Genomic DNA, 23,310 nt, shown 5'->3' on the forward strand with positions numbered 1-23,310 from the left:
TATTATACAATAAAATGCCAATTGTTGACTAGACAACAATTGGCATTTTATCTACAAATATATTTATTAGCTCTTTTTTTCTAACTCTGCTAATCTTTTTTCCAATTTCTTAACTTTGGCATTTAAATCTGGCAACTTTGATTTATAAGCTTCCAATTTTAACCACTCTTTATGGGGACGAGCTGGAAAACCCGCACAAAACGAATTGGCAGCAATGTCGTTCGTAATGCCACTACGAGCTGCAAAAACACAATTATCACCAATTTGCAGGTGTCCTGCACTGCCTACTTGTCCGGCAAAAGTACAATTATCACCAATGGTCACGCTGCCAGAAATTCCGACTTGAGCCACAAACAAGCAGTTTTCTCCCACAATATCATTGTGCGCTAAGTGGACCAGATTATCGATTTTAGTCCCCGCACCAATTATTGTACTAGTTTTATAGTTAGTTGCACGGTCAATACAAGAATTGCAACCTACTTCAACATCATCGCCTAACACAACATTGCCAACTTGTGGTACTTTAGTATGTTGGCGATTACTGGTAGTATAGCCAAAACCATCGCCCCCAACTACCGCACCATTTTGTAAGGTAACACGCTTACCTAAAATGCAAAATTCGCGCACCACACTATTGGCATGCAATACACAATTTTCGCCTAATTCTGCTGCTTGCCCAACATAAGCATTAGAAAAAATAATACAATTGTCACCCACTACAGCATCTTTTTCAATTATTGCATAGGCACGCACACTAACATCTTTACCTAACTTAGCTGTAGGGTGCACATAGGCTAAAGGGTGCACATAGGCTAAAGGATGCACACCACTTTCTATCTCAACTTTAGGTGCAAACAAAGCTGCCAATTTAGCAAAAGCTTCCTTAGGATTTGCCACCGCAATTGCTGGTTTAGCAAAAACTGTAACTGTTTCTGGTACAATTACCGCTCCTGCTTCACTGGCTAGAGCTTTTTCGAGATATTCTTCCAAGGCGAAAGTTATACTTTGTTTAGTTGCTGTATCAATACTTGTTGCCTCAACAATCTCCAAACTTTCCGTTCCAGTTATAATTTTACCAGCTAGCAACTCTGCAATTTCTTTTAAAGTTTTTTTCATAACGCTACTCCTACTATTTCAGCCTTTTTATAACTTCGTCTGTAATATCAACGCCACCTTGAGCCACACCTTGCTTAACTAATACTGCGCCAAGATTTTTTTCTTTGGCAATTTCCGCCATGATTTTTTGCACTTCTTGTTCTAACTCATCTTGCATTTTTTGGCTTAGGCCTCTTAGTTCGGCATCTTTAGCTACTTTCTTTTTGTTAAACTCTTCTGGTTGCAGAGCTTGACGATCTTTGTCCAGTTCTTCAGCTGCTAGTTTAATTTTCTCTTGCATTTGAGTTTGTAAAGATTTAACTTTTTCACTGCTTGTCGCTACTTTTTCCATATCAACAACACCAATTGCATTATTGCGTCCCGCACAACCTGATACTAACAACCCTATAACCAAAATTAATAATATTGTAAGTCTAGAAAATTTCTTCACTATTTTTTCCCCTTTTCTTTTTTATGTTTTTGCAATTCCACCTGAACTTGCTTGGTAATATCTGTTGCCGCTATATTCAGCCGCACATCCTTAAAAACTACTGTGAACCCCTGTTCCAAGGCCACTTTGGCAGTCTGATTTTCCACATCTTGATAAATTTCTCGATACAAATAGTCCTTGCGACTTTGTAAATTATCTATTTCGGCTTGCACACTCAACAAAGTATCTTCTACCTGGCTTGGTAACTTTTGCATATTTTGTTCTAAGCCCTGTAAATTTTTCTGCGACTCTGACTTTATTTGTTGCCGTAACTCTTGGGCATAGTTTGCTAATTCCTGCTGTGCTTGCTGATAGTAAGGTTGCATAGCCTGTTCTATTTCTTGTTTCTGTACATTTATCAGCTCTAATAACTCTTGCTCAATTTTTTGTTTTAAGGCTAATTGCTCAGCTTGCAAATTTTTTTGAGTCTCTTTTACAGCTGCTAATTCTTGCTCACTTCTAAATTTAGTGGGCGCATTTAAAAGCAGTTGTTGTTGTGTGCGTAAATTAAAAAATTCCAACTTATATTTTTCTTCAAGCTCTGCTCTCTTAGCCAAAAGCTCTTCTTTACCTTTAAGTTGCAAATCTTTTCTTTTTTTATCCAACTGTTTTTCTAATGCTACTTGCTTTTCTAAGAGTTTTGTTTGAAATAAAGCCTCATTAAACTTTCCTTGGTTTAATTGGGTTTGTACATAAAACTTATCTAAACCACTTAACTGCTTACGGCTCATTTCTTTTTGCATTTTTTGCAAATTTTGCAATTGAACAAGCTTATCCTGCACTCCTTGATATTCCTTGTATAAGTGATGTTCCTTAATAACTTCCGTAAGTGAAATTATGGCAAAACTATCTTGTGTAACTTTTTCTTGCTTTTGTTGTGCACAACCATTTAGCAATAAAATACAGCTCAGGCAGAAAATAAATTTCATTATTTTTGACATTGCGCCTATCCCCTATTTGCCATTTCTTTAAAAAAGGACTGTGGCAAAATATTCTTTTGCACAGCCCCTAAAATTATTTATAAGCTTTAATAACGTCTTCGGTAATATCTGTGCCGCCATAAATAACACTTTGTTTATCAACTACTACACTTAAGCCTTTAGTAGTGGCAACTTTTTTAATTGCAGCATTAATCTTATCCATTAATGGCACCATTAATTCCCGTTCTTTATTTGCTAAACGTTCTTGTAATTGCATATAGTAACGTTGTTGTTCTTCTTGGTTTAAAGTTTTTGCTTTTTCTTCAAATTCTTTTTTAGCGGTTGCTACTTCAGTATCCATGCTAGTTTTCAAAGTTGCCATATCTGGATGTTGCACTACCAGAGATTGCCAATTAACAACACCCACCCCTGAATTTGCCGCTGCCGCAGAACCTACGCTAGTTGTTTGCGATAAAGCCATCCCTAAAATTCCTAGCACAAAAAATGCTGCAATTACAAGGGAAACTATTTTTATATTTCTCTTGTCTCTTAATTTGTCCATACTCATAATATCTTGCCCCTTTTCAACTTAAATTGTTCTTATACTTAACGCACTTACCTGAAACTTGCTGCGATTTTACTATTTTTTTAGATATTACAACAAGTTACTGCACCATTATATCAAGCAGTACAGTTATTTTCAAGTAAATCCTAGAGTTTTAAATTTTTTCTCTGACTATTTGTCGCCAACCCAGCTTTATTTTACAAGCGTGTTACAATTCTAAAATAGCGCTCTTTGTTAGAAAATACATATTCCGCCGTAAAAAATTCATGGACTCGATAACTAAGCGCAAATTCATTTTCATGCTCCGCTGGCTTACGTTCAATCCGCAAACCCCAATCGCGATTAAATTGATGTTGCAGACGAAAAATATCCTCATGGCTATTTACACGCCGCAGATATGTTACCGTTGTTTTCTTATAGCGTTGTGCTATGCCCAAATCGACATCAAACTGCATACTATCAGTATACAAGCTCGTTTCTAAGAGAATTTCGTTATTCTTCGATAAGTCATAACCAATATGCATTTTGCCCGATGAAGATTTTTCGCTTCGACCTAAATCTAAATAACCTTCCAGCCAAAAATTATAATCTGCCAGATCTAATTGCACTTCTACTTGTAAATTCTCTGCAATAATTAAATTTAGACTATTAAAAAGTTTATAGCGGGCAACAAATTTGTCTTGGAGTAACTCTTTTGTTAAAATTTCTTTTATCGCTACTTGATTTTCCCGAATAAATTCTAAAGGCAAGCCGCGCAAAGTATTTGCTGTCCTTTGAAACTTATTTTTACTCTCCAACATTAATAATTTGGGAATATTTTTGGAGTACATAGTTAAGTTAACAGTTTGAACCTCTTGACCTACGGGAATAATCGTCACATCAAATTCCGGCTCTTTCTCACCATGTAACTGAGTTACAACCTTAAATGCCGGCAAATATTTTTGTGCTTGTTGATAAACACGCTCTCGGGCCACACTATTTAACCAAAAGGTTGCCTCTATGGGCATCCCTTGGAAAATGAGCGGTACTTGCGCTGTTGCTTTTAAAGCTTGGGCGGCTATTAACGGTTGCCACAATTCTTGAACTCCTGAATAATCAAAGTTCATTTTTACTCCAGTAATTGTTTCTCCCCAAGCTTGTAATTTTACTTGCAACCGACTTTGCTCTGCTAAATCCAAATTAATGCTCGCCACTTGATAACCAGTAAAAGTCCGATTAACAATATCTTTAAATAGCTCCTGATAAACCATTTTATCAGGTATAATTTCTTGGACTGTTCGCCCGACTAATACTTGCTCGGTAATCGGCAATAAACTTGCTTGCATCCTTTTTTGCACGGCAACATCAATGTTTTGCGGATAACTGATTTCCAGCTGCACCGTTTGAATTTCCCGTGCTTCAACTCCTGAACTTGAGTAACCGATTAAAATAATTAGCATTACCAGCAATTTCCAAAATTTACCCATGATCGTCTAGAACTGACCGCCAAAGCTGAAATGGAAGCGACCTTCTTCTTCACCAATCGCATAATCTAAGCGCACTGGACCTAAAGGCGAGGTAATTCTAAAGCCCACACCAATACTAGTTTTTATATCACTTAAATCCATATTCACGCCTTTATTCCAAGCATAACCAGCATCGGAGAACACTACCCCTTGTACTTTTTTCACAACTGGGAAGCGATATTCCAAGGTACCTGACATCATTTTATAGCCTTTAAATTGATCATCTTTATAGCCGCGCAAAGTTTCTGCCCCACCCAAAGAAAATCTTTGACTCAAGGGCATTGTCCCATCCGCATAGCCCGCGTCAAATTTAACCGCAATAACATGATCATTGTTTTGCTTAAAATACCAGCGACTGTCTAAGAAATATTTATTAAAGTTAAAATCACCAGACATTCCTGCAAATTCAGCCCCTACGGAAACTTTTGTGCCTTCACTAGGGTTATGTACACTATCTCTAGTATCCACTACTCGCATCAAAGTAACACTACGAGTTAAACCAAAGTTTTCAGAAATTTTCCCAGGGTTATCACGATAATATTGAGGTTCATGACCTTCAATCGCTTTTACATAAGTATCTTCCCGATCTTTATAGGTCACAAAATTGGTTACATGCTCTGATTGTGGACGACTTAAGGTTAATTCATAACCACGACGTTTTTTATCATAACGAGCTTTATCACTAGAATCATCATTATATTCTTGATATTCATTTGTAGCATCATAAATTGATAAACCTAAAGCTGTTTCTTTTTTATCTAGCCAAGGGCGTACATAACCAAATTCATAGTTTTTATTGCTTTCGCCGCCAAATTCCCAACGAATATTAACTTTATCGCCCGTACCACGGAAATTCTTATCACCCAAGCTTACAATACCGACAAACCCATCACTATTGCTATAACCGGCACCAATACCAAAAGTACCTGTATTCATCTCCACAACGCTAACTTCAACTTCTACGGCATTCGGATTACGTCCAGGATTAAGCTTTACATTAACATCTTCAAAGTAGCCTAAATTGTAAATCCGTTGAATACTGCGGCGCGCATCTTTCGAGTTAAAAGGTTTCCCAACTTTTAACCGCATTTCTCTAGTGACTACGTAGGCTTTGGTTTTTTTGTTGCCCTTCACACTAAACCCTTCTACATTACCTTCATTTACAGTAAGTTTCAAGGTTCCATCTTCGTTCATTTTTACATCGCTAATCCGCGTTAAAATATACCCATCTTGCTTATATTTAGCTTCAATGGCGCGAATGCTTTTATTTAACTCCACCGAATTGATAATCTTATTTTTAGGTAGGGTTATCATATTAGCCAACTCTACATTTTTATATACAGAGTTACCTTGAATTTCTAATTTAGAAAAAATGGGGTTTTCTAATACCCGATATACAACTTGAACGCCTTCGGGGACCAAATTATATTCTGGTTGCACATCATAAAACCAGCCTAAGCTATATATTGCTTGCAAGTCATTATCTAGTGCTTGTTTAGTCAAACTCATGCCCGGTTTTAAAGAGACAACACTCTCCAGCAAACCACTTTCAATCAATTTATTGCCTTGAACCGCAACTTTAACTACAGTTTTCCCTTCCACGCTTTCTTGTTTAGTTGTTTCTTGTTGGACAGCTGTAGTAGCCGCATTTATCGTTTCTGGTTCTGCCGCTAAAATAACATTTTCCCATACACCAAACCCAATAGCTGTAGTTAAGCAAGTCGCCAATAACGTCTTTTTTAATCTACTTCCGATGATAACCTTTTTCATTACAGTCCCCCTATGTTTTTATTATAGCCTTGCAAACCTTTTTGCGCTTGGCGTACCAAAGCTTGTTTTTCCTGTTCCGTAAATCTAGTCTTTAGCTCTGACGTTTTTTCTGTTCGAATTTCTGGTTGCGGTTCACGACTAGCTGTTTCCAGTCGCTCTTGCGTTTCTAACAAAACTGGTTGTTGCTTGACTTCGGCTTGTATTGGCTGTGTCTTTATATTTTTTTCAGAGTTTAACAATCCCCTCTCCACTGTAATACTTTTATCTACAATATTAACAATTTTTTCTTGTTTCGTAAAGTACCAATAAGCAGAGGGCATAATTAAACAAACCGCTAATAGTAAAATAAGCTGGCGATATTTTTTTTGCAAAACGCTTGTCGTCCCTAAGCGCAAATGCTTCATCTCTGCTTCCGCTAGCATTAAATCCAAATGACCGCGCACAGCATTGTCCTTAGCAAAGCTATCCTCTGCACTATTTAACCATTGTTTTACAATTTTTATTTTGGTGCCTATTCCTTCTTTAGCTTTTACCATGCTGTCACCTCCACAATAAACAAAGTCTGAGCAACATCTTTTTTTGATAGTAGCTATTTTTCTTATTTTTGACTATATTATCCAGTTTTATTACATTAGCTCGCTTATAAACCCTTAGATAACTATTTTTTAAGTTATTTAAAATTTTGCCAAACTCTCGCTAACATCCCTCTTATTCGATTAATTCCTTGTTTGCGCAACTTATAAATATAGGCGGGGGTAACATTAATTTGTGCGGCCAAAGCCGCGACTTCTTGTTCTTGAAAATATATACCGGCCAAAACTTCCTGCTCTTTAATTGGTAATTTTGCCAAAGCTTCTTGAAGTTTTTGCGCAATATATTCTTCTTCTAAGAGAGTTTGGGCACTCTTGCCAGGCTCAACTAAACTTTCCTGACTAAGTTCACTCCAACTCTCTACCTCACGGGAATTCTTTTTTAGATAATCAATCATTTGCCCACGAATTCTATGTAGGGCAAATAAGCTAAAAGCTACTTCTTTAGTATAGTCATAGCGTTCAATACATTCTATTAGGGCTAAATTACCTTCTTGCACTAATTCCAATGTTAAATTTTCCGCAAGACCAAAGGCTAAGGCCGTCTTAAAAACTAAGGGTTGATAGGCTGTTGCTAATTTAGTTCTGCTTTCAATGCAACCTGCAGCATAAGCTTGCCACAAAAGTTGTTCCTCAGCCTTTTCTAACAAAACAATTTTTTTTAATTCCTGCAAATATTGTTTTAACAAGCCTATCCCTCCTTAAAAATTAATTTTATACTCCACCCCATAGCGGTAACGCCGACTTTCATCCCAACCAACATTGAAATTTATACGTTTATCTACCTCATACTGCATATAATAATTATAGTGCTCGCGGTCTAAAGTTGTTGTATAACCTAACAGTACTTTATCGGTTATATATTTACTTACTAAAACATTATAGCTTTCATAATCATCTTTTTTCGCGCCAAATTTTTTACCATTATTCCCAAAAGTTGTGCCTGTTAATAACTCCCCTTGATATAGGCGAAACTCATCAATACCTATCGTATCCCGCACTGCACTTTCTAACTCGCCAAACACACTCATTTGCAAACCCGCTGCTAACAAGGCTTTAGCATCTTCGCCCTCTACCGCAGTTGTATTCGTAGCTTGAGTACGCAAGGTTAACATTCTAAATAATTCTTGCTGACTCATAGGGGGATTAGAAGTTAGCTTTAGATCCATTTCATCTACTGGGCCACGCACATTTAAGAATATATCCGTTCTAAACAATCTGCTAGTGGCATATAGATTAATACTTGGTATCAATGATCCCTGCAAAGGAAAGCCCAAAATAGCCGACTTAACTTTAAAAGGTGTGCGCAAATAGTTTATGGTGCCGCGCGTTACTCTAATTGTCCCATCGATATTAGGATAACGCAAACTCCCCAAAACTTTTAAATTGCCTTCTAAATCTAAGTCATATAGCAAGGGATTATACATTTTTAAATTTTTTCCAATGTCAATGGCGATATCCAAACCGACAGCAGGTAAAGTTCCCGCCCCAAATTCAGGAATTGTCGGAATGTTGATTATTAAGTTATCCAACAACACTTGCCCTTGAATAACTGGTCTTGATTTTTGCGGTTGCGGTTTTACTACTAAATTAGCCGTTAGAGGCCCCGCCGTATAAGCAGAATCAATTGCCAATTTATTCAGATTAATGTCTAACTGGTAATTATCCACCCCGTTGCCATTGATATTTAAATCCCCTACGGCCAACAAATTACCTTCACCCATTTGCGCCGATAATTCTTTTAAGCGAACTTTTTTACCTAGAAAATCAATGTCCAAATTAAGCTCTAAAAGTGGGTTTTTAAATGCAGCTAATTTTACTACGGCCTTATCGGTCTTAATACTACCGTATAATTGTGGCGCATTAAAATCGCCCGTAACACGCAAATCACCTAAAATTGCACCTTTAGCATAAGCAACCTGCTTAGTTAAAGTTGTCAAAATCCCGACATCAGCATTATCTAATTTGAACAACACATCCATTTGTGCCGCTTTATCTTTGCGTTCTGCGTAAGGTTTAAAAATATCCATGGGTATATAACCATAAGCACTGGCCTTATAACCTTGTTTTTGAATAAAAAGTTGTTGAATATTAAGCTTTTGTAATTGCTCTACTGTTAATAATGCATATAGGTTATCAAAAGCAACGCTATTTAGAGCACCATTGGCAATTTGCACAGAAGTCGAGATGTCTGGCTTAAGAGTTTGTCCCGTAACCTGCATTAATAAATCTAAATTCCCCGTCAAATCCACTGGTTCTTTACTTAGTACCGTGAGCAATTTAGCATCGAGATTTTGACCTGCTAATTCTAAATTAACGGCCCCAGCAAACTCGGCATTGCCTAACAATACCAATTTACCCTGTTGTCCTTGTAAAGCTTCAAATTTATTAATTTGTACTTTGCGCTTATCTAACAAAATATCTATTTGAATGTTTTGCAAAGGAATTTTCCGCACCGAACCAGCTTGAATTTGTCCTAACACCTCAATGCCTGTTCCTTTACCGCGTCTATTTAAATTTATCTCCCCAGTTAACAGGCCTGTAGCTTCTAAATCAGATTTACCTAAAGCTAACAACGAAGCAATATCCGCATTTTCTACAGCTAATTGCCCATAAAGATAAGCTTGCAACAAGTCTAATCCACCATAAAAGTCAAATTGACCTGTACCTTGTCTAAAGTTAAGATCGAATTCTGTTTTTAAACCAATTTCACTTTTAAGACTACCGCTAACGTCGGTAAACTCTTGGTTCAACAGTTTGATTTTTTTAGCTTGAACATTACCTTTAAACACTGGTTGTCTTAAGTTACCCGTAAGTTTCCCTGTAAAATCCGCATAGCCCTGCGGCGTATATTCTTTATTTACTGGCAAATGGCGTAAATCAATATTATTTGCTTGCACAGAAAAATCTAAATCCCCCGCCCTGGACATTTTACCATTAATTCGCGCCAAAGCCTGCAACGAAGCAACTTCAACATCTTTAAGCAACAATTCGCCAGCTCGGTAATCATAACTTCCCACTACCCGATCTAGCAAGAAACCATTGGCCGAACCTTCCCACAACTTAAATTGCCCTGCAATTTGCGGCTGATTAAGTTTTCCCGTAATTTTAATCTGGTTATCAAAAAAGCCTGTAACCTTGATTGGCAAAAAAGCTGTCGCCAATTCATCGATTCTGGCACCACTGGTAACAACTTCTATTTGTACTTCTGGGACAGTTGTCGTGAAATCAAGTACCCCTTGGCCCCGATGTTTACCCTGCGGTAAATTCATAATCTTGCTCGTGGTAATTTCTAGGTTGGCTATTTCTAGCCGCGACCCTTGATACCTGCCCTCAGCTACTACAGCATCAATATTTTGTCCCGCTAACACAATTTTGCCTGAATTAATATTGGCCCAAACTGCAGGCTTATCAAGTGTACCCTGAATTTTGGCAGTAGCATTTAATTTGCCTCGGGCTTCAACCCCCCCATAACTTGCCAACACTTGCGCAGGTATTCCTTGAGCAGTCAAGTCTAAGTCTAGTTGTTGCTGCTTAATGCCGCCTTGCAAGGTTATTTCACCTGTTTCATCAACACTTGCCTGAGCATTGTATAGTTTTAATTCATCATTGTTTTTCGTAAAATCTAAACTTGCTTCCTTAATTGTTAAACCATGATATTTTAAATTAGCAACGCTAATATTTCCTAATAGCTCAACTTTTTCCGCACTTAGAACACCCGCAGCCACAAAATCTAAGTTTACACTGCCTGTTAACCCTTGGACTTGTTGTATAGCCCCCAATTCTATATTTTCTGCACTAGCTAGGATATTTATTTTATTGTTGCGCAATCCATATTCAGCGTTTATTTTAATTTTGCCCGCACCCGCTGTAACTTCCCCTTGCTCTAAAAATAATTGATTTTGCTGTAATTTAAATGGCAATTTAAGACTGCTATACATCATTTCCTGAGCTAATAGCTTATCGGCAGTTATTAAGCCCGTAGCCACTAAATTATCAATTGAGCCATCCAATTGGACACTGCCTTGCATTTGTCCTTGCACGGGTAGTTCCGGGAAAAACTTCTGCAATTCCACCGCTTGCACTTGCGCTGTTAAAGCTCGAAAGCGTAAGCCATTATCCAAAAACACTTCCCCATTTAGTTTCGCTTGAGCTTCATTGAATTTAACTTGTGTCCCCGCAAACCTTAACACATTGTCAGTTAATTGCAACGGACCCTGCACCGCAAAATCCACCAGCATATTTTCGATTTGTTTTTTTCCGGTTAAATCCTTTGCCTCTAATTTACCTGATAACAACTTGCCTTTATCTGCGTTTTGATAAATTAAGTTTATCTTTTGCAACGAACCAGCAACATTTTGTAGAGTTGTATATTTGGCAATTAATTTTTCCAGTTTAGCAACTGCCAAATCCGCCGCAATAAATTCAACCTTACCTCTACCTTGTTCATCTAAAATGCCTCGAGTAGTTAGTTGTCCAACTTCTTGCAAATCAAGCTTTAAGTCTAAATTATATTTTTTAGCAACCCGAGTGTCTATCGTACCATTTAATTTAGTTTGTACATCCTGCTCAGGAAATTTAATATCAATAATGCTATCTTGAAAGATCACCAAGGCCTGCAATTTATTTTGTGAAGCTTCACTAGGCTTTAGTAAATCTTGGATATTCCATTCTTCTTGCGCATTAACTTCTAAATTAATTTGCGCTTGAGTCAGCTCAATTTTTTCAATCACCTGTAATTTATTGGCCGAAAAAATATTACTAAAGGCGATAGTTAAAGTTGTCTCTGGTAAAGAAATTAGTGTTTTATCAGCTTTGTTAATGGTCAACTGTTCCAACCTAATTTTATTTATGCCCACCATGGTTAAATTCCCAACCTCCAGTTGGGCATTTAATAACGGGCGTGCTTCCGCAACAATATTATCTCTAATTTTCAGTAACAAACTTGGTAGCAGAGCATAACTGGCTATTATAATAACAGCAATTATTCCTGCACATATTGGAAATATTTTGCGCTTATCTAGCACTGTTGCTCCCCACCTTTCTAAACTACTTAACTAAAATATTCGGCACAACTTCTATTTTTCCTTTTTTGCAAAAAAACTGTACCTAGAAACAGGCGATGATAATTGTCAAGTAGCATTTCTGCAAATATTCTCCAATCAATCGCCTAATCTAAATACAGTTTAGAACTGTCAGCCTTTTGCTATTGCTTTTTGTTGTTTCTTTATTGGATCTTTAGCAATTTCTTTTCCAGTTGCTAAGCCTATTGCCTCATCTAAGCTTGCTTTACTAGTATTATAAGAGTATAAGGCTTGAATATAGTTGTTTTTAGCTTTCGTCAAAGCGACTTGCGAATCCATCACATCAATATTCGTGCCCACACCAGCTGAATAGCGAACTTGCGCAATTTTATAATCTTCTTCCGCCTTTACTACAGCTACTTTCGCTGTACCAATCCGCTTTTCTGCTTCGCGCAAATTTAAGTAAGCGCTTTTAACAGCCAAATTAACTGTTAAGACGAGTTGTCTTTCTAATTCTTGTTGTTTAAATAGTTCTGCTTTAGCCTTATTTACATTACCTGATGTTATACCCGAATCAAAGACATTTAAGTTCATACTTGCTCCAACCATCCAAGTAGACTTATCATTGCCTGGGAAATTTTCTCCCGTCCAAGAGTTCGTAGCACTTAAATATACTTTAGGTAGATAATCAGCACTAGCTACTTTAACCGCATCATTGGCAGCATCAACATTCAGCTTTGCCGCATGAATATCAGGGCGATGTTCTAACGCATAGGCTAAACAATTTTCCAAACTCTCTGTATATGGTTTGTATTCCAATTCTTCTTGCAAAGAAATTTCTGTGTCTAAGGGATTGCCAATAATGTTATTCAAATTAGCAACTGCTAAATCATAGTCATTTTTGGCTTTAATTAATTCTTGTTCAGCATCTGCTAATTCAACTTCTGAACGCAATACATCAACTTTCGCTACCGTACCCACGGAAAATTGAGCCTGTACGTTCGTCAAATGCGCCTGTAATCTCTCCACCGATTCTTTAGTTAATTTAACCGTATTACGGGCTTGCAAAACTTTATAATAGTTATTAGTTGTATCTAACAATACTTCTTGCAAAACTTTGTCATAACTGTACTCACTAGCCAGCATTGCTTTTTCACTTTTATCAATATTCCCGCTAACCGCTCCACCTGTATAAATTGGCAGTTTCGCCGTAAGTAAATTGCTGTTGCTGTTTTCTATCGAATCCGCTATCGAAGGTTTAGTTTGCCCCGTTTTTTTGAAAGTATAATCATAATCAACTGTAACACCGCCTCCAGCTCTGGCAATTCTTCTGTTGGCCTTAGCCGTGCTAATACTAGAATCGGCAATAAAAACCCTCGGTTCACTTGCTAAAGCCATATCGATTGCTTTGTCCAATGTTAATTCCATTGGTGCCGCAAAACCAATTTGGGAAAACCAAAAGCTTCCTGCCAAAATAGCACTTATTGCGATTTTTTTTCTATTTACAATACTCATCATAACCCTCCAAATTTATCAGAAATCCTAAAAACCCACTCAATCTTATTTATCGACTACATAGTCAATTTTATTTTTTTTTATGGTATTTGTCAATAGCCCCCGTAAAGTTTATCAACCAAGTAGCTTAGTAACACTCTAAATTTAGAAGGTAGCACTTGGAGCAAAAATAAATCAATTTTAGCACAACGCGGTTATTACAATTGCCAATCCAGCACAAGTCGCGCTAATAATATCTTTAAAAATATTGTCTTAAGCCAATATAAGTATTTTTATCATTACCTTTTACGTCCATACTTTGGCCCAGTAAATACAAATTATTAGCTAATTTATATTCCCCCCCAATACGCAGATAATGTTCTTTGGTGTCATACAATTCCGTAAACAAAGTTAATCTATTACTTAAGCGATAATCCAAGCCAACACCAGCAGCACCTTGCATCGAGCCCATCCTTAGATTAAGGGCTTGAAAACTTTTCCCTAGCTGTAAATTCAAATCATTACCTTCACCCACATCACTAATTCCTACCAATAAAAAATCTTGTCCACCATTGGTTACTTTGACATTCAAATCCGTGCGATAAGAGTTCTCAGCTTTACCTGCATAACTAAAGTCGGCACTGGCTTTAGCATTAATCTTACTAATATTCCCGAGTATTTTATTAGCTCGCTCACTAGCTTGATGTGCATTTTCCAAGGTCCCTTTAATAGTCTTGCTGGTCTTTTCATCTGTTACTACCTGTTCAAGCTTTTTAGCCATATTATCTATTCTTTCACTCGTACTCGCAATATTGCTAAATAAACGGGCAATGTTCTCTCCCGTAGCTCCCTGAGCTTCAGCCCCTACCGCAATTTTTTCTACCTGAGCCGCACTGTTATTTAAGCTATGGGCCATGCTATTTAGCTGACTAATCATCTCATTAATTTGTCCTTGATTAGTATTTAAAATGTCATTCATCGTTAAAGTTAATTTATCTAGATTAGCGGTTATCCTAGCTGTATTATTTATCGTTTGTTTCAATGAATCTTGCACTTGCTTATCACCAATAATATTATTTATCGAATCCGCCATGCTTTCCATCTTCCCTAATACATTCGACGAGGACTCCAAAAATTCATCAATCCCTTTGGCACTTACACCTTTAACTTTACTATCCGCAACCAGATAGTCAGGATTCTTAGTTTTACTCGGAATTACGTCGACAAATTTTTCCCCGAGCAAACCATCGGAGCCAATAGTAAAAATAGAGCCTTGAGGAATTTGATATTTTTTATTAATCTGCAAGCGTACATTTACTTTGCCTTCTTTAAAAGAAATATCTTGCACCTGCCCAATATCAACACCCGCATAACGCACTACATTATCTGGTTTCAAGCCTTTAATCTGCTCAAACTCGACATTTAAATTATAGCCATTGCTAGTAAAAGAAAATATTCCCAAAAAACTAATTACTACTACCAATAAGCCTAGCCCAATCAGCGTGAACAACCCTACTTTTGCTTCATCTGTAAACTTCATGTTCCAATCGCTCCTTACTTCTCAACACTCGCATCTCATCCCATCCATAAATAAACTCTTGGAGGATTAGATTATCTACGGCAAACACCTTGTTCTTAGGCGAATCAACAACAATTTTACCATCATGTAATAAAATTATTCGATCAGCCACCATTAAGGCACTTTCAATATCATGTGTAACGACAATCGAGGTGGTCTGCAAGTCTTTTTGCACCTTCACCATTAAACGATTAATCGTGCCAGCCATAATAGGATCTAGTCCGGCTGTTGGTTCATCATATAATAAAATTTCTGGACTGGTTGCAATAGCCCGAGCTAAACTTACTCGTTTCTTCATCCCACCCGATAATTCATTCGGCATTAAGGAGCCCATATCTTCTAAACCAACAAGTTTTAATAATTCTATAACCCGAGCCTCAATTTGCTTCTCAGATAATTTAGTATGTTGTCGCAAGCCAAAAGCAATATTTTCTTTTACATTTAAAAAATCAAACAGGGCTGAATATTGAAATACCATACCCATTTGCGTTCTAAGTTGCTCTAGTTCTGCTTTGGTGTAACTTGAAACAGCACGATTTTTCAAATAAATCTGTCCAGTTGTTTGTGCTTGCAAACCGATAATTAAACGCAGTATCGTGCTTTTCCCTGAACCACTAGGCCCCAATAAAGCCACACACTCACCCTTATGCAAAGTCAAATTTATGTCCTGCAGCACCTGTTTAGAACCATAGGCGACGCCTACATTCACTAGTTTTATATATTCTTGCATTTCGCCACATCCTTAAACATACAACAATACCGATAGAAAATAATTAAATATGAAAATTAAAATTATCGACAAAACCACAGAAGCAGTAGTTGCTACCCCTACCCCTTCGGCACCCTGTTGCGCATTCATGCCTCTAAAACACCCCACAAGAGCAATTATCACGCCAAAAAACATGCTTTTTATCATCCCGCCAAACAAGTCATAAAATTCCATAAAAACCTTAATGGAGTTTAAATAGGTATAGCCACTAATTTTTGCATAACTTGTAGCTACAAAATAGCCTCCTACAGAGCCTAATATATTCCCGTAGATAACTAGAATTGGTAACATTAACAAACACGCCCAAACCCTAGGCACAACTAAATAACGCACGGGATTAACCGCCATTACCCGCAAAGCATCAATTTGTTCTGTAACCTTCATGCTTCCAATTTCCGCGGCAATTGCTGCGCCCACACGGCCAGCAACTACTACACCTGTAAGAACTGGTACCAACTCCCGCGCCATAGCAATGGCCACTACACCACCAACCGAAGCTGCGGCCCCAAACCGCACAAATTCTTTTGCGGTTTGCACCGCCAAAACCATTCCCGTAAATAAAATAGTTAATGTTACAATTGGCAATGATTGTACGCCTAATTTATACATTTGCCGGAGCATCTCTTTTAAATTAACCTGATTTAAACGTCGTAAACACTCTAAAAATAGTAACATTAGTTGCCCTACATAGGAGCAATATATTACTGTCATCTTACCAAGCGCATTTAAATAGTCCATTTTCTCATTCCTCATAAACTTTAAAATTCCTGCATACTTGTCCTAATTATATCACTGCTCTTCCTCACTGCCTAGACTCAACCTTACAAAAACAGCTTTTCAAAGCAAAAAACAGACCACGGCTATTAAACCGCGGTCTGCTCTAAATTTTATTCTACCTCTACCATTACCATCGTATCACCATTAACCAAGTATTCTGTTGGCACTGCTTTTTTAAAGGGACTGCCAAACAAAATCGAGCTGAAAGTTTTGTTATTATTAACGCCCGCTAAAGGGTTTAACATTTCTAAAGGATTATTCTCATTTTGAGTATTACTTAAAGCTTTTTTAATTTGTTTACCATTATTTTTTTCCTTAGGGAAATTCGGTAAAATATCCACTACAATATCTTGGTTATTATCTTGGTTATTAAATTCATCCACGATTTGAACCAAACTTTTATTTCTGGTCATCTCTTCTTGCAAGAAACTACTATCGCGTTGTTGCTGTTTAATCATCGCTTGAATCCAAGCAATCGAAGCACCGCCCCGTACCATTAAAGAAGCTTTTCCTTTAGGGAATTTTTCTGGAATAGTGTATTCAATAATTTTAGTTTGAGCTTTACCGCGATAAGGTTGGATTTTAACAGCAATTTCAAATTTTTCGCCCGCTTTTACTTTTTCTTGTCCAGGTTTAGCGGAAATAATTTTCGCCAATTTACATTCACTGGTAACATCTACATCTACATCTACATGCACAATATTAATTTTTTCAAAACGATTATCTGCTAATAAATTCATTCCCGCATATAGTTCACCTGTTGTCGCCCCAGTAATATTATTTTGACTATAAAACATGTTTTTTCGGCTAATTTTTCTTTCAGCCGGTAAATTATCCGCCACAATATTAAAACTTACCAAGGCACTGCCTTCACCATTGCGGTCTAAAACTCGATCCACTAAATTATAAACGCTACTTTCAATTAGAACTTTGCTCAATAATTCACTCGACAAAATTTGTAACGCAAATTCACGCTCCGTACCTTTATCACGATCGTGAACTTTCACTAACACCGGAATAATCTTAGGACTTCTCCCCAATACTCCTGCAATACCTGCGCCTCGATCTTGTTTAATTCTGCCAATTGGTTCACCTACTACGCCTAATTTAAAAGGCGAGGCTATCGACTTAACAGAAGTTAACATCCAAGCACGCGACATAAAATAATCTACATCACCTAATTTTAAAAAAGGATGACCAAAGGCTAACACCCGTCCCTGATCTACATAAGTTACTGTACCTAAAGCACCTAAATTCAAATCCCCTTTTACCAAATCAGCACTTACAGCACTTCCAGGTTCCAAGGGCTTGTCACTAACACTACCAGCAACATTACCTACCTCTTGCGCCGTTAAATTATAGACTTTGAGGCGTTCTTGCAGAAAAGACAAACCACGTTGGGTAAAACCACTAGCCATTAGCGCAGTACTCTTCGGTTGCATTTTATTTATCAGCGCTGCCTTTTCAGTTGTCTCCGGAAAAAAGTCTTGAACTGCCGCCGCTAATTCTTTGGTAATTGATTTTTCTTCCCCTTGAGCAACACTAGAAGTTTGCTCTTCCTTATTTTGCTCCGTCTTTTTTTCTTGTAATTTAATTTTTTCCAACTCTAAAGCCTTAGCATCAGCCTGGGCCATGGTATCAAATAGCTTTAACATCTCCCCAATAGGCGTCAACATGCCTACTGTTGAGTCTGTCATCCCCCAACCATAGGCAATAGCACCTACTAGCTTACCATCAATATATACAGGGCTCCCACTCATACCTTGGGCAATACCACCGGTCCGTTCAATTAGCGGTCCCGAAGTTTTTATTAAAATTAAACTGCCTCCTGTTGGTCCTTGTTGTGGCATAATCCCTAAAATTTCCACATCAAACTCTTCGATTGTATCGCCAGTAATAACTGTACGCGCTACCCCTTGCATGCCTGGGCGCAATTCTGCCACCGACATAAACTCTTGAGCTTTAACCTGGGGAACTACTAACAGTACTAATACCGCTACTAACATTCCCGTTATTATTTTTTTAATTTGCATCGTTTATTTTTCTCTCAACTTTCATTGCTTAATTTTTTATCACGGCAACTGCTTGTTGCACTTTTACTATTTCCCCTGGTTTAACCAATACTTCCACAACCGTACCATTTACAGTCGCTCTACTAGCTACAGCAATTCCTAAGGCTGTTTTTACACACACTAATACTTCGCCTTCTTTTACCTGTTGTCCCACTGCTACCAATTGCGTTGCCACAACCTCGCCTTGCAAAATGCTTTTTTGAACAACTAACGCTCCATTCGCTTTAGCTACGCCAATTACAGAAAATAATAGAACGAAGGCTATTCCTAGTAAAAATTTATTTTTACAAATTCTTTGCCACATAAATATCCCCCCTCTTTACCTAGATTATAGCTTGTGAAGCTTTATTTATCAAGTTTTCGGCGAGTAATTCCTAGAATATTACCGATGGCCCGTTCCTGTCGATTACCATCTGAAGGGTTATTCAGCAATTTATTCAAAACAACCAAGGTGCTCGAACCACCGCCATCGAAATTCATAGCCTCTACCGCACCTAAATCCAAGAGATATTGTGCCAACTCTTCCAAGGTAACACCACCACTATAATCACTCCGTCCATCAACAGTAACTAACAGCAATTGTTGATCGGCGGTAATCCCCACAGCACTACGCGGTGCTTTGCCTACCGCAATATCCGCCGGAAAACTTTCTTTTTCCGCAGTTACTAATATTTTTCCAGCTTTTACTAAGAGCGGACCCGCCCCCAAAATATTGTCATAGGCATCCGCTTTTTCACCTAAGGTTTGTCGAATTATTACCTTATCGCCAATTTTCAATTTACTTAATTCTGTCTGCATCGTGCCATGCGCCGATAAAATTTCTTGGCCGGCTTGCAAGCTAGTATTGCCTTGGGGATTAATGCTTTGCACCACCCCGTTACACACAAGTACTTCCAAGCCATAGGGATTTGTTTTGGTACTACTACCATACCAGGAATTATATAAAATCAAATCATTGTCCAGGCGTTCCCGATTAACAGCGCTAATATCCAAGCGTTTGCCACTAGGTAAAATCACTTCGCCTTGATAAGCAGTTTCCAAAATTTTATAACCCCATTTATCACTAATAGCTAAACTAGCTCGGGGCATGTCTTCCGTAGAAACAATTTGTCCTTGCAACTTAGTATTGCCAATAATTGTGCCATCAGTATCAAAATAGGCCGCATTAATACCCGCTAGTAAATGTTCTCCCGCTACTATTTTACTAACTGTCTCGCGCCCTAAAATTTGTTTTTTAGCCAAAAAAGGGCGGGCTTGATATTGGCTACTATCCACCCTTAAAATGTGGAGCCAAATTTGGCGGCCGCCTACAATATTCCGCCAAGACGTATATTCCAACCCATTTAAAAATTTTATCTGTTCTTTTTTTTCTAATTGTTTATAAATGTCAACAACTAACCTTTTAGGGTTAATCAAATTCAGAGTTTTATACGGACTATTTTTTTTCAAATTAATCGTAAGTAGCTTCCTTTGAGCATCTAAAACTAAGCTAGACACTAATTCATCCTGCACAAGCGTATTTACATCGCTTAATTTTTGCTTAGTACTAATTTTATACTGTATTTTTTGCGCCTGAGCAGGCAACTCTACATAACTAGCATCAGCGGGCAATTCCAAAACCAGTCTAAATTTATCAGCAGCGGTGCTAAAACGCAATTCCGCTGCACTTGCAAAATTTTGGGGCAAGATAAATACAATAGCCCACAAAAATAATATACTGAAAACCCTAAACTTTCTCTTCACAAAATCACCTTTTTCCTAACTTACAGATAAAGACAGAGCCATCTTTACTAAATAAATTTCTCATCATTTAGCAAAGATAGCCCCCTAAGTTTATTTTTCTGCCTTTATTACTTTTTTATTATCCGTGCTAAGTTGCTGATAAAGCAAATCTGCTAAACCAATTCCCCCAGCGCGCGACATCTTTGTCGCCATTTCTTGGTCTAACATCGAACGCATAATTTTTTCACCCATACTTTCGGGTAAAAGCTCGCTCCGCTGTACGGTATTGCGCATATTCGTAAACATTAAATTAATAAATACACTTTCCATATCTTGACAAGTTTTACGTAATTTTTGTTGTTCTTTATCATCAGCTGGCAAAGTTTGCGCGTCAACCTTGTTGTATTCTTTCTGTAATTTTTCGGCAAAAGCTTCTGTTTGTGCCAATTTATTGGCAACATCAGCTTGTTCAAAATTAGTGGCACGGTTAACTGTGCCTAAATTATCGATTTTCATACCGTCACAACCTTTTATATTAGCTCAATTTCCGCATGCAAAGCTCCTGCGGCTCGCATTGCTTCTAAAATCGCCATAATATCACGCGGTGTTGCGCCAATGGTGTTTAACGCGGCAACTACATCGCCCACCTTAGCTGTCGCTGGCAAAGCCACTAAGTTAGCTTTCTTCTCTTGCACATCCATAGTGGTATTATCACTTTCTACCGGATCTGCATTACTAAAAGAAGGCGGCATATAGACTTTAGTATCCTTATTTACCGTAACTGTAAGTCCGCCTTGTGAAACCGCAACCTCACTAATCGAAACATTAGCACCCATAACAATTGTCCCCGTCCGCTCATTTAATACAATTTTCGCAGCTTGATCAGGACTAATTGAAATATCTTCAATCGAAGCAATAAAAGATACCAAATTATCCGCTCTACTTCCTGGTACATCTACTTCCACCGTACTAGCATCACGCGCAATGGCTATATTTCCCCATTCGCCATTAATAGCTCGCGCAACCCGGTTTGCGGTAGTAAAATCAGGGTTTAATAAGCTCAGCTTAATACTACCATCTCTCACTAAGCTAGTTTGCACGCCTTGTTCAACAATCGCCCCATTAGAAATTATTCCCGTAGTTGGAAAATTTTTCTGCTGACTATTGCCCCCCGCACTCGCTAGATAGCCTCCAATTGACAGCGGACCTTGACCTACAGCATAAACTTGGCCATTAGCAGCACGCAAAGGAGTTTGCAATAACACGCCCCCCTCTAAACTTTTAGCGTCGCCTACAGAAGCCACATTAATGTCTAAGCCATCACCTTCTTTAGCAAAGGCTGGTAATTTTGCCGTTACCATAACTGCAGCGACATTTTTAGGTTTAATTTGTTTAGAATCTACTTCTAAACCAAATTTTTGCATCATATTAATTACTGATTTAATTGTAAAATCACTTTTTGTTGAATCTCCCGTACCGTTTAAGCCCACAATGATTCCGTAACCAATCAATTGATTATTACGAACTCCTTGAACTTTAGCGATATCTTTTATTCTAGCGGCGTGAACCGTACTACCGAAAAATAATACTCCCAGTAAAAGCCACAACCCTATACGCTTATACAATCTATTCCCTCCCATTTAGAACAAAAAGTTCACTAACTGTGTAAGAATTCCTTGTTTTTGTTTATCTGCAATTGGGCCTTTACCTTCAATAGCTATTTTGGCATTCGCTATTTTTTTCGAAGATATCGTATTTGCCGCAGTTATATCAAGAGGCCTTATTTCTCCAGTAATAATTATTTTTTGGACATCTTTATTTTGTTTTATTTCTTGCACACCCTGAATAGCTAAGTTCCCATTCGGCAATACATCCATAACTTGTGCGGTAATGCTCGCTTGCAAATTATTAGAGTTTGTTGCGGTGCCTTGAGATTTAAAACTATCGTTCGCCCCTAAAGAGTGTTGGGTTAACCAATCTAGCAAAGAGCCTTTACCGGCATCCACACCTAATGAAGCTGTTTTCGAGTTCGAAGCCGCTCCCGAACGTGTAGCCGAAGTTTGCTCATTTACCACAATCGTAAAAATATCACCTTTATGTCTAGCTTTGTTATCAGCATACAGACTACTATCTTGCCATAAAGATTCCGCTGCTACCAATGACAAATTCATTGACAAAACTATCAACAAACATATTAGTTTTTTAAGCACAAGTAACACCTCCCTCTTAAATTCTTACATTATTGGCGTCCATTACTTCACCCACTACAATTTTGCCCGAAGAACTATTGCGCACTCTAATCTTATCGCCCAAAACTCCATTTTGCAGCGCAATTCCTGGCGCATTAACTTCAATATTACCTTGACGCGAGATAATCATCACGGGTAAGCCGCGTCTAATTAATTGTGGTTTATCAAGATAATTTTTCAACAGGACAGTATCCACACTCACAGAACGCTTTAATTTTAGACCAACTACTTCTTCTATCGACTTAACATATTCCGCATCGCGCGTGCTTTCGCGTTTTTCTAGTCGGACATTGGTAAAATCAATTGTTTCGCCATTAGACAAATTTTTATTAGCTACTAATAATAAATCATATTTTTTTATTTTATACGCTAAGGAAATATTTAAAAATCTTTGTCCATTAACATATACTGATACTGGAACCTGTGTCGGCATATCATAACGAATTATCGGTTCACTGCCTACTTGTAATTTTACCTCCCCGGCGGGCAAAGTAAAATCTACCGTTAAACGAGTCAATAATTCCAACTGATAATCTAACAAGGGATCCTGCTGTAATTTATTATGCAGATGATTTTCGGCAAAGGCATATAACATTTCTACTGGAACTTGTTGTGTTGCCGCTTGCACTGGTCTTAAACCAGTTAGAGATAAACAACACAAACAAATAAGTAAAATTATCTTCCGCATC

At 37.8% G+C, this 23,310-nt stretch carries 20 protein-coding genes; all 20 read right to left on the reverse strand.

Annotated elements, in window-relative coordinates; genetic code table 11:
* Nucleotides 1-66: 66 nt before the first annotated feature.
* Nucleotides 67-1,116 (reverse strand): UDP-3-O-(3-hydroxymyristoyl)glucosamine N-acyltransferase, encoded by a 1,050-nt coding sequence (lpxD, locus tag SUCMO_RS0100400; protein ID WP_019878377.1) that lies wholly within the window; start codon nt 1,114-1,116, stop codon nt 67-69.
* A gap of 13 nt (nt 1,117-1,129) precedes the next feature.
* Nucleotides 1,130-1,546 (reverse strand): OmpH family outer membrane protein, encoded by a 417-nt coding sequence (locus SUCMO_RS0100405; RefSeq protein ID WP_019878378.1) that lies wholly within the window; start codon nt 1,544-1,546, stop codon nt 1,130-1,132.
* Complete coding sequence (locus SUCMO_RS0100410) at nt 1,546-2,526, reverse strand: GumC domain-containing protein (RefSeq protein WP_019878379.1); 981 nt, start codon at nt 2,524-2,526, stop codon at nt 1,546-1,548. Before SUCMO_RS0100410 ends, SUCMO_RS0100405 begins: the two co-directional genes overlap by 1 nt.
* Before the next feature lie 73 nt (nt 2,527-2,599).
* Nucleotides 2,600-3,073, reverse strand: a complete 474-nt coding sequence (locus SUCMO_RS0100415) for an OmpH/Skp family outer membrane protein (RefSeq protein ID WP_019878380.1) — start codon at nt 3,071-3,073, stop codon at nt 2,600-2,602.
* A gap of 194 nt (nt 3,074-3,267) precedes the next feature.
* The gene (locus tag SUCMO_RS0100420; RefSeq protein ID WP_156819214.1) at nt 3,268-4,509 is read right to left on the reverse strand and encodes a hypothetical protein; all 1,242 of its coding nucleotides are present in this window, start codon (nt 4,507-4,509) and stop codon (nt 3,268-3,270) included.
* A 33-nt stretch (nt 4,510-4,542) separates the two neighbouring features.
* Complete coding sequence (locus SUCMO_RS0100425) at nt 4,543-6,345, reverse strand: BamA/OMP85 family outer membrane protein (RefSeq protein ID WP_019878382.1); 1,803 nt, start codon at nt 6,343-6,345, stop codon at nt 4,543-4,545.
* On the reverse strand, nt 6,345-6,881 hold the full coding sequence (locus SUCMO_RS0100430) for a hypothetical protein (protein WP_019878383.1): 537 nt from the start codon (nt 6,879-6,881) through the stop codon (nt 6,345-6,347). The genes SUCMO_RS0100425 and SUCMO_RS0100430 overlap by 1 nt, the downstream gene beginning before the upstream one ends.
* A gap of 134 nt (nt 6,882-7,015) precedes the next feature.
* Entirely contained in the window at nt 7,016-7,624 is a 609-nt protein-coding gene (locus SUCMO_RS0100435; protein WP_019878384.1) for a sigma-70 family RNA polymerase sigma factor, read from the reverse strand.
* Between the two features lie 12 nt (nt 7,625-7,636).
* Nucleotides 7,637-11,962 (reverse strand): translocation/assembly module TamB domain-containing protein, encoded by a 4,326-nt coding sequence (locus SUCMO_RS0100440; RefSeq protein WP_019878385.1) that lies wholly within the window; start codon nt 11,960-11,962, stop codon nt 7,637-7,639.
* 168 nt (nt 11,963-12,130) lie between these two features.
* Nucleotides 12,131-13,474 carry a TolC family protein gene (locus SUCMO_RS0100445; protein ID WP_019878386.1) on the reverse strand — a complete coding sequence of 448 codons (1,344 nt, stop codon included), beginning with the start codon at nt 13,472-13,474 and terminating at the stop codon, nt 12,131-12,133.
* A gap of 238 nt (nt 13,475-13,712) precedes the next feature.
* A complete protein-coding gene (locus tag SUCMO_RS0100450) occupies nt 13,713-14,993 on the reverse strand; it encodes an MlaD family protein (RefSeq protein WP_019878387.1) in 1,281 nt (426 codons plus the stop codon).
* Entirely contained in the window at nt 14,977-15,762 is a 786-nt protein-coding gene (locus SUCMO_RS0100455) for an ABC transporter ATP-binding protein (protein WP_019878390.1), read from the reverse strand. Before SUCMO_RS0100455 ends, SUCMO_RS0100450 begins: the two co-directional genes overlap by 17 nt.
* Before the next feature lie 12 nt (nt 15,763-15,774).
* A complete protein-coding gene (locus tag SUCMO_RS0100460; protein ID WP_019878391.1) occupies nt 15,775-16,539 on the reverse strand; it encodes an MlaE family ABC transporter permease in 765 nt (254 codons plus the stop codon).
* A 149-nt stretch (nt 16,540-16,688) separates the two neighbouring features.
* On the reverse strand, nt 16,689-18,611 hold the full coding sequence (locus SUCMO_RS10035; RefSeq protein ID WP_019878392.1) for a SpoIVB peptidase S55 domain-containing protein: 1,923 nt from the start codon (nt 18,609-18,611) through the stop codon (nt 16,689-16,691).
* 28 nt (nt 18,612-18,639) lie between these two features.
* Nucleotides 18,640-18,954 (reverse strand): acetyl-CoA carboxylase biotin carboxylase subunit family protein, encoded by a 315-nt coding sequence (locus SUCMO_RS0100470; RefSeq protein WP_019878393.1) that lies wholly within the window; start codon nt 18,952-18,954, stop codon nt 18,640-18,642.
* A gap of 41 nt (nt 18,955-18,995) precedes the next feature.
* Nucleotides 18,996-20,357 (reverse strand): phosphodiester glycosidase family protein, encoded by a 1,362-nt coding sequence (locus tag SUCMO_RS10040; protein WP_156819216.1) that lies wholly within the window; start codon nt 20,355-20,357, stop codon nt 18,996-18,998.
* Nucleotides 20,358-20,483: 126 nt separating this feature from the next.
* On the reverse strand, nt 20,484-20,888 hold the full coding sequence (locus SUCMO_RS10045; RefSeq protein WP_019878395.1) for a rod-binding protein: 405 nt from the start codon (nt 20,886-20,888) through the stop codon (nt 20,484-20,486).
* A 14-nt stretch (nt 20,889-20,902) separates the two neighbouring features.
* A complete protein-coding gene (locus tag SUCMO_RS0100485) occupies nt 20,903-21,997 on the reverse strand; it encodes a flagellar basal body P-ring protein FlgI (RefSeq protein WP_019878396.1) in 1,095 nt (364 codons plus the stop codon).
* 15 nt (nt 21,998-22,012) lie between these two features.
* Complete coding sequence (locus SUCMO_RS0100490) at nt 22,013-22,582, reverse strand: flagellar basal body L-ring protein FlgH (protein WP_019878398.1); 570 nt, start codon at nt 22,580-22,582, stop codon at nt 22,013-22,015.
* Between the two features lie 16 nt (nt 22,583-22,598).
* Entirely contained in the window at nt 22,599-23,309 is a 711-nt protein-coding gene (gene flgA / locus SUCMO_RS0100495) for a flagellar basal body P-ring formation chaperone FlgA (protein WP_083938613.1), read from the reverse strand.
* Between the last annotated feature and the right edge of the window lies 1 nt (nt 23,310).

This window comes from Succinispira mobilis DSM 6222, from assembly GCF_000384135.1.
GTDB classification, from domain to species: Bacteria; Bacillota; Negativicutes; order Acidaminococcales; family Succinispiraceae; genus Succinispira; species Succinispira mobilis.

Excerpts from the sequence above, each read along its gene's own strand:
- lpxD (WP_019878377.1), bottom strand. The coding sequence starts at position 1,116 with ATGAAAAAAACTTTAAAAGAAATTGCAGAGTTGCTAGCTGGTAAAATT.
- SUCMO_RS0100410 (WP_019878379.1), bottom strand. The coding sequence starts at position 2,526 with ATGTCAAAAATAATGAAATTTATTTTCTGCCTGAGCTGTATTTTATTG.
- SUCMO_RS0100415 (WP_019878380.1), bottom strand. The coding sequence starts at position 3,073 with ATGAGTATGGACAAATTAAGAGACAAGAGAAATATAAAAATAGTTTCC.
- SUCMO_RS0100420 (WP_156819214.1), bottom strand. The coding sequence starts at position 4,509 with ATGCTAATTATTTTAATCGGTTACTCAAGTTCAGGAGTTGAAGCACGG.
- SUCMO_RS0100425 (WP_019878382.1), bottom strand. The coding sequence starts at position 6,345 with ATGAAAAAGGTTATCATCGGAAGTAGATTAAAAAAGACGTTATTGGCG.
- SUCMO_RS0100430 (WP_019878383.1), bottom strand. The coding sequence starts at position 6,881 with ATGGTAAAAGCTAAAGAAGGAATAGGCACCAAAATAAAAATTGTAAAA.
- SUCMO_RS0100445 (WP_019878386.1), bottom strand. The coding sequence starts at position 13,474 with ATGAGTATTGTAAATAGAAAAAAAATCGCAATAAGTGCTATTTTGGCA.
- SUCMO_RS0100450 (WP_019878387.1), bottom strand. The coding sequence starts at position 14,993 with ATGAAGTTTACAGATGAAGCAAAAGTAGGGTTGTTCACGCTGATTGGG.
- SUCMO_RS0100455 (WP_019878390.1), bottom strand. The coding sequence starts at position 15,762 with ATGCAAGAATATATAAAACTAGTGAATGTAGGCGTCGCCTATGGTTCT.
- SUCMO_RS0100460 (WP_019878391.1), bottom strand. The coding sequence starts at position 16,539 with ATGGACTATTTAAATGCGCTTGGTAAGATGACAGTAATATATTGCTCC.
- SUCMO_RS10035 (WP_019878392.1), bottom strand. The coding sequence starts at position 18,611 with ATGCAAATTAAAAAAATAATAACGGGAATGTTAGTAGCGGTATTAGTA.
- SUCMO_RS0100470 (WP_019878393.1), bottom strand. The coding sequence starts at position 18,954 with ATGTGGCAAAGAATTTGTAAAAATAAATTTTTACTAGGAATAGCCTTC.
- SUCMO_RS10045 (WP_019878395.1), bottom strand. The coding sequence starts at position 20,888 with ATGAAAATCGATAATTTAGGCACAGTTAACCGTGCCACTAATTTTGAA.
- flgA (WP_083938613.1), bottom strand. The coding sequence starts at position 23,309 with ATGCGGAAGATAATTTTACTTATTTGTTTGTGTTGTTTATCTCTAACT.